The 15,089-nt window shown below is 61.9% G+C and carries 13 protein-coding genes; 3 read left to right on the top strand and 10 right to left on the bottom strand.

Translation table 11 applies throughout. The features are described 5' to 3' along the window. Positions 1 to 58: 58 nt before the first annotated feature. From ACQZ6F_RS26650 to ACQZ6F_RS26640, 3 genes are read right to left on the bottom strand one after another with little or no spacing between them, the layout of a single operon-like run. A complete protein-coding gene (locus ACQZ6F_RS26650; RefSeq protein ID WP_449094720.1) occupies positions 59 to 1,057 on the bottom strand; it encodes an ABC transporter permease in 999 nt (332 codons plus the stop codon). After that, on the bottom strand, positions 1,054 to 2,043 hold the full coding sequence (locus ACQZ6F_RS26645; RefSeq protein WP_449094719.1) for an ABC transporter permease: 990 nt from the start codon (positions 2,041 to 2,043) through the stop codon (positions 1,054 to 1,056). Before ACQZ6F_RS26645 ends, ACQZ6F_RS26650 begins: the two co-directional genes overlap by 4 nt. Then, complete coding sequence (locus ACQZ6F_RS26640; RefSeq protein WP_449094718.1) at positions 2,040 to 3,599, bottom strand: sugar ABC transporter ATP-binding protein; 1,560 nt, start codon at positions 3,597 to 3,599, stop codon at positions 2,040 to 2,042. Before ACQZ6F_RS26640 ends, ACQZ6F_RS26645 begins: the two co-directional genes overlap by 4 nt. 315 nt (positions 3,600 to 3,914) lie before the next feature. On the opposite strand from ACQZ6F_RS26640, the gene ACQZ6F_RS26635 reads away from it, so the two are divergent. Continuing rightward, complete coding sequence (locus tag ACQZ6F_RS26635) at positions 3,915 to 5,072, top strand: Gfo/Idh/MocA family protein (RefSeq protein ID WP_449094717.1); 1,158 nt, start codon at positions 3,915 to 3,917, stop codon at positions 5,070 to 5,072. A 128-nt stretch (positions 5,073 to 5,200) separates the two neighbouring features. Next, positions 5,201 to 6,562: an NAD-dependent succinate-semialdehyde dehydrogenase gene (locus ACQZ6F_RS26630; RefSeq protein WP_449094716.1), complete on the top strand. Its 1,362-nt coding sequence runs from the start codon at positions 5,201 to 5,203 to the stop codon at positions 6,560 to 6,562. A 38-nt stretch (positions 6,563 to 6,600) separates the two neighbouring features. Here ACQZ6F_RS26630 and ACQZ6F_RS26625 read toward each other — a convergent pair whose 3' ends face one another. From ACQZ6F_RS26625 to ACQZ6F_RS26595, 7 genes are all read right to left on the bottom strand, one after another. Beyond that, positions 6,601 to 7,320 (bottom strand): ROK family protein, encoded by a 720-nt coding sequence (locus ACQZ6F_RS26625; RefSeq protein ID WP_449094715.1) that lies wholly within the window; start codon positions 7,318 to 7,320, stop codon positions 6,601 to 6,603. 40 nt (positions 7,321 to 7,360) lie between these two features. Then, a complete protein-coding gene (locus ACQZ6F_RS26620; RefSeq protein WP_449094714.1) occupies positions 7,361 to 9,784 on the bottom strand; it encodes a glucan 1,4-alpha-glucosidase in 2,424 nt (807 codons plus the stop codon). Between the two features lie 204 nt (positions 9,785 to 9,988). Continuing rightward, positions 9,989 to 10,759, bottom strand: a complete 771-nt coding sequence (locus ACQZ6F_RS26615; protein WP_077467564.1) for an ABC transporter permease — start codon at positions 10,757 to 10,759, stop codon at positions 9,989 to 9,991. Next, a complete protein-coding gene (locus ACQZ6F_RS26610; RefSeq protein WP_449094713.1) occupies positions 10,756 to 11,520 on the bottom strand; it encodes an ABC transporter permease in 765 nt (254 codons plus the stop codon). The genes ACQZ6F_RS26615 and ACQZ6F_RS26610 overlap by 4 nt, the downstream gene beginning before the upstream one ends. Then, a complete protein-coding gene (locus tag ACQZ6F_RS26605; protein WP_449094712.1) occupies positions 11,517 to 12,296 on the bottom strand; it encodes an ABC transporter ATP-binding protein in 780 nt (259 codons plus the stop codon). The genes ACQZ6F_RS26610 and ACQZ6F_RS26605 overlap by 4 nt, the downstream gene beginning before the upstream one ends. Positions 12,297 to 12,301: 5 nt before the next feature. After that, entirely contained in the window at positions 12,302 to 13,006 is a 705-nt protein-coding gene (locus ACQZ6F_RS26600) for a GntR family transcriptional regulator (RefSeq protein ID WP_449094711.1), read from the bottom strand. A gap of 14 nt (positions 13,007 to 13,020) precedes the next feature. Next, a complete protein-coding gene (locus ACQZ6F_RS26595; protein ID WP_449094710.1) occupies positions 13,021 to 13,956 on the bottom strand; it encodes an ABC transporter substrate-binding protein in 936 nt (311 codons plus the stop codon). Positions 13,957 to 14,070: 114 nt separating this feature from the next. Between ACQZ6F_RS26595 and ACQZ6F_RS26590 the strand changes: the two genes are divergently transcribed. Beyond that, positions 14,071 to 15,060: a fumarylacetoacetate hydrolase family protein gene (locus tag ACQZ6F_RS26590; protein WP_449094709.1), complete on the top strand. Its 990-nt coding sequence runs from the start codon at positions 14,071 to 14,073 to the stop codon at positions 15,058 to 15,060. The last annotated feature ends 29 nt before the right edge of the window (positions 15,061 to 15,089 follow it).

Below are 15,089 nucleotides of genomic sequence, written 5' to 3'. Positions count from 1 at the left end.
CTCCCAATGTTGAACCGGTATTGCCCGGTAAGGCGCCCTCTCCCAAGGAGCGCGATCGTCAACTCATCATCTGCCGCCGCGATGTGATCGCGGCTGCGACGATCAGAATGATGCCTTGCACCGCCACGCGCATCGGCTCGGGAAAGCCGATGAGGTTGAGCAATGTGAACAAAGCGTAGAGCGAAAGAGCGCCGCAGGCGGCGCCGAAAATGCTGCCGCGACCACCGAGCAGCACGATGCCGCCGATGACAGCCGCCGATGTCCCCTGCAATTCGAGGCCGGTGCCGACATCGACTGACACGCCCGAAAAGCCGCCCAGCAGGATGCCGGCAATGACGGCCGAAAGGGATGAGATCACGAAGGCCGCGAAGCGGATCCTGCGGACCGGCGCGCCGGCGAGTTCCGCGGCGCGTGGATTGTCGCCGATCATGGTCAGCAGCTTGCCGTATTGGGTTGAATGCAGCAGGAAGGCGAGCAGGGCGACGACGACGATAAGGACGATGACGGCGACAGGCAGGCTGCCGATGACCGGCACGGGGCGGATGACCATGCGGCCGAACATGCGCAGATTGTCCGGAAGGTAGCCCTGCGGTGCCCCGCCTGACCACACCATCGCCGCGCCCTTTACCGACAGGAGCGCGCCGAGCGTTGCGATGATGGAGGGCACTTTCAGATAGGATACGACGAAGCCGTTGACCGAGCCGACAACAAGCCCAAGCACGAGGGCGATGCCGATCGCTTCAGGGGTGAGCGCCGCATCGCCGCCGGTGAGCAGCGCGCAGGCAATGACGACGAGGGTGACGAGCGAACCCTGGGCGAGATCGAAGCCGCCGGAGATCAGCACGAAAGCCTGACCGCAGGTGAGAATGACCAGAGGGGCCGCGCGCTGCAGCAGGCTCATCATGCCGGCAGGCGTACGATAGAGCGGGCTCAGGATCGCGATGCCCACAAGCAGAACGAGAAGCATGATCAGGGCGGGGTTGACCCGCCTTATTGACGCCAGCATGGGAAACCGCCCCTGTGGAATGTTGAGCTTGGCCGCGAGGGACGGCATCATGCGATGTGCCCTTTCTGCCTGACGCTGTGATAGGCGACGGCGAGCACGACGACGGCGCCGCGCAGCACCTGTCCGAGGAACGGGTCGATCTGCAGCATGTTGAAGACGGCGTCGATGGTGCAGAAAAGAAAGACGCCGGCAAGCGTGCCGCCGACACCGCCCTTGCCGCCGGCAAGCAATGTGCCACCGATGACGACGACGGCGATGGAATCGAGATCGTAGCCGCCATTGCGGCCGACCCAGGGTGTCGCCGTTCCAAGCCGGCTCGCCAGATAGAGACCGGCGACGGTGGCGCATGCACCCGATACGATATGAGCCGCGAGCACCACCCTGTCGGTGTGGATGCCGGCGAGACGGGCGCTGATCGGATTGCCGCCGACGCTGTAGATGCGGGCGCCGGCGATGGTGCGGCGAAGAACGAAGGCGGCGACGATGCCGATGGCGGCCAACAGCAGCAGCGCATAGGGGACTTCGGCGATCGAGTCATAGGCAAGCGTCCGGTAGCCGGCAGGCGCTGTCGCCTGCATCGTTCCGTAGCTTGTCGTCAGGATACCCTGCAAAATAAGGCCGGTTCCGAGTGTCGCGATCAGCGGATTGACCTTCAGAAGCGTTACGAGCAACCCGTTCACGCCCCCGACGACAATGCCCAGGAGGATTGCCGCAAGGATGCCGAGCCAGATCAACGTGGGATCGCCCTGCATGACGAAGGTCGAGATGATTGCCCCGAGGCTGATCAGGTGCGCCACCGAGAGGTCGATCGAGCCGGCGAGGATGACGAAGGTCTGGCCGACCGCCACGACCCCGAGCGCGACCATGCGCTGCAGCAGCCCCATGACCCCGTCCCAGCTCAATTGCGCGATCTGACCGGTTATGAACGCGACGACGGTATAGGCAATGGCCGAACCGGCGACGAGAACGAGCGGGAGCGCCGAGCTCCGCATCCTGTTTCTTCCGGCCCGGCTGCTTTCGATTGGCATATCGGTCATGTTGTCGCCCTCGACGCGCCTGATAGTGGCCGGTGCGACAGGACCGCATGTTTCATGATGTCTTCCTCGCTGGCGCCGGCCGGGCATTCGGCGGCGATCCGCCCTTCGCTCATCACCAAGATGCGGTCGCTGAGGCCGATGACCTCGGCGAGATCGGAGCTGACGACCAGCACGCTGCCGCCCGCATCGGCAAAGGATCGCAGGATCGAATAGATGCTGGATTTGGCGCCGACATCGACGCCGCGCGTGGGTTCGCACAGCACCCAGAGGCGCGGATTGACGGCCAGCCATCGGGCGACGACCACCTTTTGCTGATTGCCGCCCGACAGAGCGCCCACAGGCATCGTGTGGCTTGCCGCCCGGACATCGAGCTGGCGCAGCAGCGCATCGAGCGCCGGCGCTGAACAGCCGCCGCGCGACACAAGCGATAGCGAAGGCGACAAGGCGCGTCGGGTCAGGGCTGCGTTTTCGCGCAACGACTGGCGAAGGCCGAGACCTTCGCTTTTCCGATCGTCGGGAACGTAGGCAATCTTTCTTCGAACGCCCTCGCGTGGACTGGACGCCGCGCCTTTGCCATCCCAGAAGCGGATATTGCCGGCCTTGAAGGGCTCGTCGCCGGTGATGGCACGCGCAAGTGCCGTCTTGCCGGATCCCTCCAACCCAGCGACGCCAGTGATTTCGCCCGCTCGCAAGGTCAGCGCGATATCGTGAAGATGGCGGTTTCCTCCGTCGGCGATGGAGAGAACCGCTTCGCCAGACGCGACGCGAGATCGTGGCGGGAAGAGTGCTCCGATCTCGCGACCGACCATGAGTCGGACGATGGCGTCGGAATTGGTATCGCTTCTTTCGAGGTCGCCGACGAGCCGTCCATCCTTGATGACGCAGATGCGGTCGGCAAGCGTGAAGACCTCGCCCATCCTGTGCGAGATATAGAGGATGGCGGCGCCGTCCCGCCGCAACTCCTCGATCAGGCGGAAAAGCTTCGCGGCCTCGGCATTGTCGAGAGCCGCCGTCGGCTCGTCGAAGACCAGAATGCGGGCGTCGAGCGTCAGTGCCTTGGCGATCTCCACGACCTGCTGATCGGCGATAGGTAGAATGCCTGCCAAGGTGTCGGGATCGATGGTCGATTGCAGGCGTGCCAGCACGCGCAAGGCCGCCGCACGCATGCGCTTGTGGTCGACGATGCCGAACCGCGTCGGCTCGCGCCCGAGGAATATGTTCTGCGCAACCGTGCGGTGCGGCAGGAGGCTGAGTTCCTGGTGGATGATGGCAACGCCTTCGCGCTGGCTGTCGAGCGGGTGCCTGAAATGAACGAGATTTCCGTCGATATGCACGTCGCCGGCATCCGGGCGGTAGAAGCCAGCCAGAACCTTCATGAGGGTGGATTTGCCCGCGCCGTTCTCACCGCAAATGGCCAGCACTTCGCCGGCCCGACATGTCAACGAAATGTCGTCCAGCACGGTAACCGCGCCGAAATGCTTTGAAATATTACGCATATCGAGGCGTAGCGGAAGGCTCGTGCCTTCATTGGCACTTATACCGGCGGCCGTCTCCATCCCATGCTTCCTCCAGGCACCTGATCAGCCTTGCAGTCTCTCCCAAAACCACAAACACAAAATTTGAAAATGTTGTAACCGATCGGTTACTAGAATGCATAAGCCCCGAGAAGCTGTCAAGTAGTCGCGAGGAGCGTGCAGCCATGGGATAGATCGGGCCTTTTGAACCTAGTGGTTATGCAGCCTGACGTTTTTTCGCAACTGCTCAGCAATCAGAGATGATGGAGGTGTTCCCTTGCGGCTTCTTGGCGTTGACAGGTGTGCATTGGCATGTCAGTTATGTAACTATATGGTTATTTACGGAAGGAATGGCTTATGGCGACAAGGCCAATCGGGATCATCATGCACGGCATCACCGGACGCATGGGCTACAATCAGCACCTGCTGCGCTCCATCCTGGCGATCCGCGAGCAGGGCGGGGTGTTGCTGTCGAGTGGCGACAGGCTGATGCCAGAGCCGGTGCTTGTCGGCCGCAATGCCGAGAAGATCGAGGCGATTGCCCGCAAGCACGGCCTGTCGAAGACGACGACCGATCTCGATGCCGCTCTGGCCGATCCTGCCAATGCGATCTTCTTTGATGCCGGCTCGACGCAGATGCGTGTGGAGTTGCTGGAGAAGGCGATTGCCGCCGGCAAGCATGTCTATTGCGAAAAGCCGATCTCCGAGACGCTGGAAGAAGCGCTGTCGGTGGCAGCCTCCGCCGAGCGGCGCGGCGTCAAGAACGGCGTGGTGCAGGACAAGCTGTTCCTGCCGGGCCTGCGCAAGATCGCCATGCTGCGCGACAGCGGCTTCTTCGGCAAGATCCTGTCGGTGCGCGGCGAGTTCGGCTACTGGGTGTTCGAGGGCGACTGGGGCGTACAGGCGCAGCGTCCGTCGTGGAATTACCGCAAGGCCGACGGCGGCGGCATGATCCTCGATATGCTACCGCACTGGCGCTATGTGCTCGACAATCTGTTCGGCGAGGTCAGGTCGGTGAGCTGCCTTGGAGCCACTCATATTCCAAGCCGTGTCGATGAGAACGGCAAGACCTATGCCGCCGATGCCGATGATGCGGCCTATGCCACGTTCGAGCTCGAGGGCGGGATCATCGCCCATATCAATTCCTCCTGGGCGGTTCGCGTCCGTCGCGACGATCTCGTCACCTTCCAGGTCGACGGCACGCATGGGTCTGCGGTCTGCGGGCTGATGCGCTGCTGGACGCAGCATCGGGTGAACACGCCGAAGCCGGTGTGGAACCCTGACCAGCCGCAGCCGATCAACTTCTTCGAGACGTGGGACGAGGTTCCGGACACGCAGGTGTTCGACAATGGCTTCAAGGTGCAGTGGGAGGGCTTCCTGCGCCATGTCGCCGAGGATGCGCCGTGGAAGTTCAGCCTGCGTGAGGGCGCCAAGGGCGTGCAGCTTGCAGAACTTGCCCAACAGAGCTGGCAAGAACGACGCTGGGTCGATGTGCCGGAACTCAATGCGCGATAAAGATTTGGCTTGCGGGGAATGGAAATCTATCCGGAAGCGACCGGTTTGGGGCGAGGCCCCTGATATCGCGTCGTTTCCGCCCCATCTATTGAAATCAGCGATTAGACAATGTCCGGAGGAGAACGAGAATGAGCTTTCAATCCTACAATCCAACGACGGGCGAACTCATCGGCACCTATGAGGAGCATAGCGATTCCGAGGTCGAACGGTTGCTGCAGCAATCCCACGATACGTGGAAGAGCTGGTCGAAGACGCCGATCACCGAGCGCAGCGCCTTCTTGATCCGCCTTGCCGACCTGCTGGAAAGCCGGGCCGAGGAATACGGCGCCCTGATCGTCTCGGAGATGGGCAAGCCACTCGCTGAAGCGATCGGTGAGGTGAAGAAATCGGCCTTCGGCGCGCGGCATTTTGCCAGCGACGGCCCGGCCTATATCGCCGATGAAGCCATCCCGGGTACGCCGGGCAAGATCATCTATCAGTCGATCGGCCCGATCTTCGGCGTCATGCCGTGGAACCTGCCATTCTGGCAGGTGCTGCGCTTTTTCATTCCGGCCGCTCTGGTCGGCAATACCGTCATCGTCAAGCATGCCGAAAGCGTGCAGGGTTCGGCTGCGGCGATCGAGAAGCTGATCCTCGATGCCGGTGCGCCCGCTGGTCTCTACACGAACCTTGTCATCGACCGCCGCCGTGCGCCGAAGGTCATCAGCGATCCGCGCATCGCGGCCGTCACGGTTACCGGCAGCACCCAGGCCGGCCGTTCGGTGGCGGAGCAGGCCGGCGCGCTTGGCAAGAAGGCCGTGTTGGAGCTTGGTGGCTCCGATCCGTTCATCGTCTTCGCCGATGCCGATTTCGACAAAGCCGTGCAGATGGCAGTCGTCTCGCGCTACTCCAACAACGCCCAGAGTTGCATTGCCGCCAAGCGCCTTTTCGTCGAGGAATCGATTGCCGAGCGTTTCACCGCCGCCTTCGTTGAGGCCGTGAAGAAAATCCCGATCGGCGATCCGATGAAATCGGAAACCAAGCTCGGACCGCTGGCGCGCAAGGATATTCGCGACACCGTACATCGTCAGGTGACGGATGCGGTCGGCGCCGGTGCCAGGGTGCTTGCCGGCGGCAAGCCGATCGAGGGACCGGGCAATTTCTATGAGGCGACCGTGCTTGCAGGCCTGCCGCACGATGCTGCCGTTGCCCGCGAGGAATTCTTCGGGCCGGTCGCGATGCTCTTCACCTTCAAGAACGAAGAGGAAGCCATCGCTCTTGCCAATGACACGGAATATGGCCTCGGCGCCACCGTCTGGAGCAGCAATCCCGAGCGTGCCGAACGTGTTGCAGCAAGCATCGAGGCCGGTGCCGTCTTCATCAACGATTTTGTCCGCTCTGACCCGCGCGCACCTTTCGGCGGCGTCAAGGGGTCAGGCTTCGGTCGCGAACTCGGCGGCCTTGGTGCCCGCGAGTTGACGAATGCGAAGCTGGTCTGGAAGGGGGCGTGACATGGTGATGTCACGCCGCTTGTAGTAGACGACGGGATCTAGAACTTCAGGCTTTCGTCTTTCCAGAGGCGAAAGCCGCCGAGAAAAGCATTCTCGTTGTCGCCGGCGCGGCAGCCTTCAGGCAATGTTTCAAGCTTTTCGACATTGCCGCCGCCAATGACGGTTTCATGCGGCAGCAATGCCGCCTGCAGCCGGGTTACGACCTTCTCGACAGACTTGCGCCATTTCTTCTTGCCATATTTCTCGAGACCGCGCTCGCCGACGAAATCCTCGAACGTGTCATCCTTCTTGTAGGGCAGGTGCGCGAGCTCCATGGGCAGGCAGACATTGTTGACGACCATTGCCGAACCGAGCCCGGTGCCGAGCCCGATAAACAGCATATTGCCGCCCTTATAGCCGCCAATTGCCTGCATGACCGCGTCGTTGACGAGCCTGACAGGTTTGCCGAAAGCGGCTGAAAAATCGAAGTCCTTCCAGCCGGGACCAAGATTATGCGGCTCTGCCGCTGGCTTGTTGTCCACGACCGGGCCGGGATATCCCATGCCGATCACGTCATAGTGCCAGTCGGCGGTAAGCTCCTCGACCGTTTCGACCATCTTCTTCGCCGACATCGCCGCGCCGGAAACGGCTGCGCGCCGTTCGCTGCCCGTGCTTAGAAGCATTTTGACATGCGAACCGCCAAGATCGATCGCCAGCACGACGAGATCCTTCGGGGCGGCAGACGTTTTTGGTTTGATGGATTTTGGTTTTGCAACCATGATGCGCCTCTCTTTCGGTGTGTTTGCTGTCGACTGACGTTTACTTGTCGCCATCCGCCACGACGACGGAGAAGTCTTCTCCCTCCCAATGGTCAGTGTCAGGCCAATAGAAGGTAAAGACGATCACGGTGCCTGCCGGCAGCCGTTCGGTTGCAAGCTCAGCGACGTCGATGCCGAAGCCGTTTTGGTGCGTTGTGACATCGCTTTCGTTTGCCCAGCCATCGGAACTCCAGCGCACCACAGCCTTGGCCATCACCTCGATCCTGAGGCGCTTGCCGACGGAAACCTGCGCAGTCTTGTTGTTGAAGCGCCAGAGCACAAAGGGTGCGGTGGTCTTGTTTTTCACGTAGCGCTCGACGCCCTGCGGCGGCATGTCGAAAACAGCATTATCTCTGAGCGAGCGCAGGAGTTTGATATGCTCCGCATGCGCCCAGACAAGCGGCATCGCGCTGCCGGAGGGTTCGCCGAAAATGAGGCCGCGCTCCGGGATATCGGGCTGGTCCCAGACCTGTTCGGGCAACAATCCGCCCGGTCCGGCCGACCCTTCAAGGGCGCTGAGTAACGCGATGGCCGCCTTTGGCCTGCCGGCCGCAAGCTCGTAATGGGCGCGTTCGCCGGCAAGCAACGGCCATGGGCGGCCAATGCCGGTGCCGTTGAATGCGCGGCCATCGGCATGCTCGCCATAGCCGTCTCCGGTATAGCGATACCAGAGCGGCCCCTGCGGCAACTCGCATTTGAGTTGCGCATCGATCACCTTAACGGTGTCGACAATGCGCGGATCATTGGCGGAACGCAGTCCGAAACGAACGAGCGCCAGGGCATCCGGACTGACGACACGGGCGGTCGGCAGATAGGATTCCCCAGGCGGGCGGTTCTTGATCGGCACGAAGCCATCAGCTGGCGAGGCGCCGTCGGCGATCTCCGGCGGGGCGATGCGAACATAGTAGCCCTTGACGCCAAGTTCGTTGCCTGTGGCATCGGCAGGGACATAGGTCCAGCGCTCGATCTGGTCGTTCCAGGCGTCCGCGGTCTGGCGCAGATAATCGGCATTGTGATCCTGGCCGGCAATCTCCAGAATATCGGCAGCCGCCAGCAAAGCGGCGATCTCGACCGCTAGCGTGAAGGGCGAAAAGCCGCCATCCTCCTCCCAGCGGTCCTCCCCCGTCACCGGGCCGTTGACGACCACGTAGCGCGCGGCTCTCTCGACCATCGAAACATAGGAAAGCAGCGCATCGCCGGTGAGCGCCCCCTCGCGGCGCAGGGCGTCGGCAAGCAGGATCGGAAAGGCGCATTCATCCATCTGAATGCCGGTCCAGTAGGGTTCGCCATCGAGCCAGGCGTTCTGCGGCCAGTGGCCGTCGGCCTCCTGGATCACCCGGAGATAGGCAAGGATGCGGAGCGCATCCAGCGGAGCGCCAGCCGCAAGGAAACCGCCGGCCGTCTCGACGAGATCGCGCGGCCAGACCAGGTGGTAGCCCCCGAGATCCTCATCGCCCTTGGCAAAACCCCAGGGGATGGAGAGCGAGGCAACGGCGGGCCCTTCGAAGGAGAGTGGACGATGCGTGGCGAGAACGGCTGTCGAGATCCGGTAGCGATTGACTTCGGGCGGCGGCGCTCTCGGCTCATCCAGCGCCAGCAGCGTACTCTGCCATTTCCGCCAGTCGGCGACATAGGTGCGCTCTGCATCCTTGTAGCCGGCCTGCAGGCTGGCAAGTGCGTTGTAGCCGGCTTCCTCGGCACGGTTTCCGAAGCCGAGCGAGATGAGAACAGTGTCGCTGCCGGCTGCAAGATCGATTTCGCCCGTCAGCGCGACATTGCCGTCGGCGGCATGGGTGACGCGCGGATCCAATTCTCCGGCGTCCTGCAACTGCCGCCATCCGTCGGAAATGCCGACATAGCCGGCCGATGCCGTCCGCCAGCCGCCGCTGACAGCGAGCGCCAGCGAGATGCCGCCCTTGCCAGTCGCAAAGAGCATCGGTGTGCCCTTGTAGTCGCCGACCCAGCCGGTATTGCCGGCGCCGGCATTGACGAGATGCGGGGCGGCAAGCACAAAGAGCCGATAGTCGTGAACAGACCCTTGCAAGGCTTCGAACGATATTTGCTGAAGCAGGCTGTTGCGCACGGGATCGACGATGATGCGCTTGATGATGCGGTAGCGCCCGTCGAGTGCCGTGTTGACGAGACGATAGGCCGGAACGCCGTCTTCGACTGTCGTGACCACACTTTCGGTATCGCGTTTTTCCTCGGAAAAATAGCCGTCCGGACCGGTGACGATCAGGCCGAGGTCGCGCGTGCAGGCACAGTCGACACGCGGGAAATAGACTTCGTTGAGAATGCCGTGGCTGAGCGTAAACCATATGCGGCAGGCCGGCGAGAGTGCCGTGCCGACGCCGCTCTTCGCGCTGGATGTCCAGCGAGGGGCGATACCCCCCGCGTTAGAGCCCGAAGTATCGTCCTGTGTCATGCGTCCATCTCCATTGTCGCTGCAATCTGCTCCGACAAAGCTGCTTCGGCAAGTGCTGCTTGCGATGATGCTGATATGACGCGATGGCTGTGGTCAAGGCCACTCAATTGTTATTGATCAAGTTAGCCGGCAAAGGGCTTCGGACGTGCTTTTCCACGAGCGACCGGACATTCAGTGTTTCGTTCGGCAATTTCACGCTAGAGGTCAGCGTGTCTTTGATCGCCAGACTAGAAGCCGCCGTTCGAAGGCCGCGATCACGGCAGAGGTTGCATAGCCGAGTGCGCCGAGAAGGATCACGCCCGCATAGAGGTCGGGTGCTCTGAACGAACGTGCGGAAAGAAGGATCCAGTTGCCCAATCCATTGCGCCCGGCAATCATTTCGCAGACGATCGACAGGATCAGCGCGACGGTAAGACCAAGCCGCATGCCGGCCAGGATATCTGGTGACGCCGAAGGCAGTGCGACCTTCCAGATGACCTTTGCGCGCGAAAAGCCGAGAGCCCGCATCACCTCGTAAAGGCGTGGTTCCACCGCCGAAAACCCGTGAATCGTCGCCAGCAAAACGGGCCACATCGCCCCGAAGGCAATGACCACAAGCACCATTCCGTCCGAGAGGCCGAAGATCGCAATGGCGACAGGGATCGTGGCCGAAGCCGGAAGAGGACGCAGGAACTCAAGCATCGGCGCGAGATAGGCCCGCAGCGCGGGCGAACTGCCGATAACTGCGCCGAGCGCGACGCCCGCAAGCGAGGCGATCAGCCAGCCCCAGAACATGCGTTCGATGGTGGCGAGGAGTTTGGTGCCGAGGTCTCCCTGGCTAAATCCGGTCATCAGGGCTTTCCAGGCGCGATCAGGGCCGGGAAGGAAGACGGGATTGACCAACCGATGATCTGCGGCGATCTGCCAGAGCCAGACGAGGAAAATCGCCACGGCCAGGCTGCCGGCGAGAAAGAGCAGGCGCGATCCCCATCTCATGTCGTCACTCCGATCGTGGCCGCGCGTCCCAAAAAGCGGTGCTGCGCAACGGACAGCAAGGCATTGACAGCCCAGCCGAGCAATCCGGTCCAGACCAAATAGGCGAGCATGGTTGCCGGCTGCAGGCCCTGCTGGGCAACCAGAATGCCATAGCCAAGCCCGAGAGGATTGACCGCAATCTCGACGGTCACCGCCACGACCAGCGCCATAGCTGCGGCAAGCCGGAATGCAACGATAATGCGCGGCAGGGCGGCCGGCAGTACGATCGTGCACAGGCGCTGCCATGTCGAAAGGCGAAGCGCCCGGGCCACTTCCAGCAGGCGCGGCTCGATACCCGCCATGGCGGAGCGCACGAGGATCATCATCGGCCAGATGCAGGAAAAGGCGACGATCGCAATTTCCATGCGGAATCCGAAACCGAATACCAGCATCGCAATCGGCAATATGGCGACGGATGGGATCGGCCTGATCAGTTCGACGCTGACTTCCATGAGCCGGTCGACCACACTGGCGAGGCCAAAAAGGATGCCGAGCATCAGGCCGATCAACCCGCCGAGCACGAGCCCGGCACCGGCCGAGATCAAGGTGTCGCGCGTCGCCGTCAACAGGGATGTGTCGGCAATGCTGCGGAAGAGAGCGAGGGCAATATCGCTTGGTGCAGCCAGCGACAACGAAGTCGATCCCTCGACACGCATGGCGACTTCGGCAAGCAGGATCAATATCACCGGGACGACGAGCCCTCTCCACCATCCGGCTTTCATTGTTCAGCTCTCTCGATGAAGGCGAACAGCGCGCGGCGTAGCTGCAGGAATTCCGGCATTTCGCGTGTTTCGAGCTGGTTGCGCGGGCGGGGCAGATCGACGTTCAATTCGATGCCGATACGGCCGGGCCTCGGCAGCAATCCGATGACCCTGTCTCCAAGGTAGACGGCTTCTTCCAGATCATGCGTGACGAACAGGACCGTCGTGCCGGTTTCGGCAGCAAGCGCCAGCATCTCGTCCTGAAGGCCCTGGCGCGTCATCGCGTCGAGCGCGCCGAAGGGCTCGTCCATCAGCAGGACCGAGGGTTCCTGTGCCAGACAGCGCGCGATCTGGATGCGCTGCTGCATGCCGCCGGACATTTCGGTCGGATATTTATGCTCGTGTCCGGCCAGGCCCACCTTGGCAAGCAGGGCGTGGGAACGGTCGGCGCGCTCGGCGCGAGGTGTGCCTGCCGCTTCGAGCGCAAGCGACACGTTGGACGCGGCGGTGCGCCAGGGCAGCAACGCCTTTCCATAATCCTGGAAGACGATCGCCACGTCGCGCCTGGGTGCTGTCAGCGGCTGGCCCATGAAGCGCACTGTTCCGCCATTCGGGCGCACCAGCCCGCCCGCCATGCGCAGGGCCGTGGTCTTGCCACAGCCGGAGGGGCCGATGACGCAGACGATCTCGCCGCGTCGGATCGTCAGGGACAGGTCCGAGATGATCGCGCGGTCGCCATAGGCAAGACCAATTCTATCGAAGTCGATTACTGCGCTGCTTGATATCACGGCGTCCATGTTCTTCATTTCCCGGCCAAGGGGGTGGGGCCGTGGTAGACAATGTCCAGGGTCTGATGGAGGTGGGCTGCCAGCTCGGCTTCTGCCCGGTCGGCGTCTCTCGAAAGGACGATGTCGGCCAGAAGCCTATGCTGCTGGATGAAGCCTTGATGATGATCGATGCGGCTCATCATCGTGCGCCGGTAGCGGTAGGCCTGATAGTAGAGATCGTCGTGAAGGCGCAGCAGGCGCTCGGAACCGCAGGCTTCCAGCAGCGAGCGATGAAACGCCTTGTGCAGATGGTCGAATTCCGACGATCCCTCCCGCATGGTTTCCGGGTCGCGCTCGACCGAGCGGACGAGGCGGTGCAGGGCGGAGAGGATGCCGGCTTCCCATTCGTCAAGGCCGTCACGGATCGAGCGGCGAAGCGCTTCGGTTTCGACGAGGATGCGCACCTGGGTGATGTCGGCGAGGTCGGCTTCGGAAACGCTTGCCACGCGAAACCCTCTCTGCCCGACGGCCGAAACGAGACCGCGCGACACCAGGCGGGAAAGTCCTTCCCTCAAGGGGGTCGCGCCGATCTCATAACGCTCGGACAGGGCTTGAATGCCAAGCCGGTCTCCCGGCTGCCAAACGCCGGCGAGAATATCATGCTCCAAGACCGCCGCAGCTCTTTCGCTGAGGGTCTCGGAGCTCGCCAGCTCCGCCACGGTTCCGAACAACTTGGTCACCCATCACTCCCTGATTATTTCTCGATAAGTGTAGCCGTATCCGGCTTTCCCTGCAGCATATGTTGCTGTGCCATGGTGGCGGCCCACCAGTCGAGCTGTTCCTGATCGAGCGTTGGATCGGAGAAGGACAGCTTCATCTTCGACAGCACAGTCGGTGGGATCTTGGTGAAATCGGCGATCGCCTTGCGCCCCGCATCCGGATCGTCGTTGACGATCTTGGCCGCTTCGCCGATAGCAGCTCGGAATGCCGCGACCGACTGCGGATTGGCATCGGCCCATTCGCGCGTTGCGGCATAAAGGATGGCCGGGCGGCCATCGGGCACGGTTTTCAGGAAGTATCCCGCATTGGTGCCGACCTTCGATTCGATGATGCGCGACATCATAGGCTCGGCTGTCACGACGGCATCGACAGCGCCGGATTTCAGCGTGTCACCCATGGTCGGAAAGGTAACCTCGACGAAATTGACCTGCTTCGGATCGACGCCATTGTCGATCAGCCATTTCGAGAACAGCACCTGCAGAAATGCGCCGATGCCCGGTGCTCCCACCTTCTTGCCGACAAAATCTGCCGGCTTGGCGATGCCGCTATTGGGGCCGACCAAGACGCCGACGGTATCGTAGGTCGATTGCGCCGTCGAGCTGGCGCCCGACACGCCGACAAGGTCAAGCCCGCCATCGACGGCCTGCAGGAACACGGTCGGCGTTGGGCCGCCGATCTGTACGGAGTCAGAAAGCAGGGCTGCCGGAATATTGGAATTGAGGCCGATCAGGGTCATCGAGACATCGAGGCCGTGCTTCTTGAAGATGCCTTGTTCGAGCGCGACCGCGGCAGATGCACAGTCGGTGGTCGCAGTGCAGCCGATATTGATTTTCTGATCGGCGGCCGCAGTTCCTGACCAAGCGACAATGGCAAGGCCCGCGGCGAGCGCGGCCTTCGAAATCGAGTTCATGGTTTCTCCTCCCAAAGAAATCCGCTTCCCAATTGGGTCGGTTTCAGATATCGATAAAAGCACAAAATATATATGATCTCAAGTCGTGTATAGAATTTGGAGGAGAAAGAGCCGATGAAGCTTGCGACCTATCGAGCCGCCGCTGGCGATATCAGGATTGGAATTGTGTATGCCGGTGATGGTCGTTTGTTCGACCTGCATGCCGCCGCAACTAAAGCCGGCGCCGGCGGATTGCATCGCTTCACATCCATGCTCGCATTGATCGACGGCGGCGATGCCGCGCTGGTCGAGGCAGCCGCGCTGTTTGAGAAGCATGCCGGCGACGTCACGCTCTCTGTCGCGATTGCCGATGTCCGCTTGCTGGCTCCGCTGCCGCAGCCCACGCAGATGCGCGATGGCATGAGCTATGAAACCCATATTCGCCAATCGTCGCGCGGCATGCGCCGTCTGGCTTTGGGCGACGACAAACAGGCGATCGCCGCGCTGGATGCGGAACCGCTGCCGCCGCTTGCCGATGTCTACAAGCAGCTGCCGATCTACTACATCACCAATCGGATGATTGTTTCAGGCCCGGAAGACACGATCGTCTGGCCCGGCTATTCCAAGGTCATGGATTACGAGCTGGAATATGGCGTCGTTGTCGGCAAGAGCGGCAAGGATATCAGCGTCGAGAATGCCCGCGACCATATCTTCGGCTACACGATCTTCAACGATTTCTCCGCTCGCGACCAGCAGGCCAAGGAGATGCCCGGTTGGCTTGGCCCGGCCAAGGGGAAAAGCTTCGATGGTGCCAATGTGCTCGGCCCCTGGATCGTCACCAAGGACGAACTCACAGATCCCTATTCGCTCAAGGCTTCCGTGCGTGTGAATGGCGAGCTGCGCTGCGAGAGCACGACATCAGGCATGCTGTTCAGCTTCGAAGCGATCCTCTCGCACATGTCGCAGGGCGAGACCGTTCACGCCGGCGAATTCATCGGCTCCGGTACGATAGGCAATGGCTGCGGCCTTGAAACCGGCATCTTTCTGCGAGACGGCGATGTCGTCGAGCTCGAATTCGAAAAGATCGGCATTCTCAGGAACAAGGTTTCGCGCCGAGCTTCCTAGCGGCTGGCCATATCAAGCGGAGGAGATAA

The organism is Rhizobium sp. A22-96 (assembly GCF_053521805.1).
Note: the sequence above shows the minus strand (reverse complement) of the source record. Positions and strands in the feature narration are given on the sequence as shown.

What these genes read in the sequence shown, in the direction of transcription:
- ACQZ6F_RS26650 (WP_449094720.1), bottom strand. Translation starts at nt 1,057, where the DNA reads ATGATGCCGTCCCTCGCGGCCAAGCTCAACATTCCACAGGGGCGGTTT.
- ACQZ6F_RS26645 (WP_449094719.1), bottom strand. Translation starts at nt 2,043, where the DNA reads ATGACCGATATGCCAATCGAAAGCAGCCGGGCCGGAAGAAACAGGATG.
- ACQZ6F_RS26640 (WP_449094718.1), bottom strand. Translation starts at nt 3,599, where the DNA reads ATGGAGACGGCCGCCGGTATAAGTGCCAATGAAGGCACGAGCCTTCCG.
- ACQZ6F_RS26635 (WP_449094717.1), top strand. Translation starts at nt 3,915, where the DNA reads ATGGCGACAAGGCCAATCGGGATCATCATGCACGGCATCACCGGACGC.
- ACQZ6F_RS26630 (WP_449094716.1), top strand. Translation starts at nt 5,201, where the DNA reads ATGAGCTTTCAATCCTACAATCCAACGACGGGCGAACTCATCGGCACC.
- ACQZ6F_RS26625 (WP_449094715.1), bottom strand. Translation starts at nt 7,320, where the DNA reads ATGGTTGCAAAACCAAAATCCATCAAACCAAAAACGTCTGCCGCCCCG.
- ACQZ6F_RS26620 (WP_449094714.1), bottom strand. Translation starts at nt 9,784, where the DNA reads ATGACACAGGACGATACTTCGGGCTCTAACGCGGGGGGTATCGCCCCT.
- ACQZ6F_RS26615 (WP_077467564.1), bottom strand. Translation starts at nt 10,759, where the DNA reads ATGAGATGGGGATCGCGCCTGCTCTTTCTCGCCGGCAGCCTGGCCGTG.
- ACQZ6F_RS26610 (WP_449094713.1), bottom strand. Translation starts at nt 11,520, where the DNA reads ATGAAAGCCGGATGGTGGAGAGGGCTCGTCGTCCCGGTGATATTGATC.
- ACQZ6F_RS26605 (WP_449094712.1), bottom strand. Translation starts at nt 12,296, where the DNA reads ATGGACGCCGTGATATCAAGCAGCGCAGTAATCGACTTCGATAGAATT.
- ACQZ6F_RS26595 (WP_449094710.1), bottom strand. Translation starts at nt 13,956, where the DNA reads ATGAACTCGATTTCGAAGGCCGCGCTCGCCGCGGGCCTTGCCATTGTC.
- ACQZ6F_RS26590 (WP_449094709.1), top strand. Translation starts at nt 14,071, where the DNA reads ATGAAGCTTGCGACCTATCGAGCCGCCGCTGGCGATATCAGGATTGGA.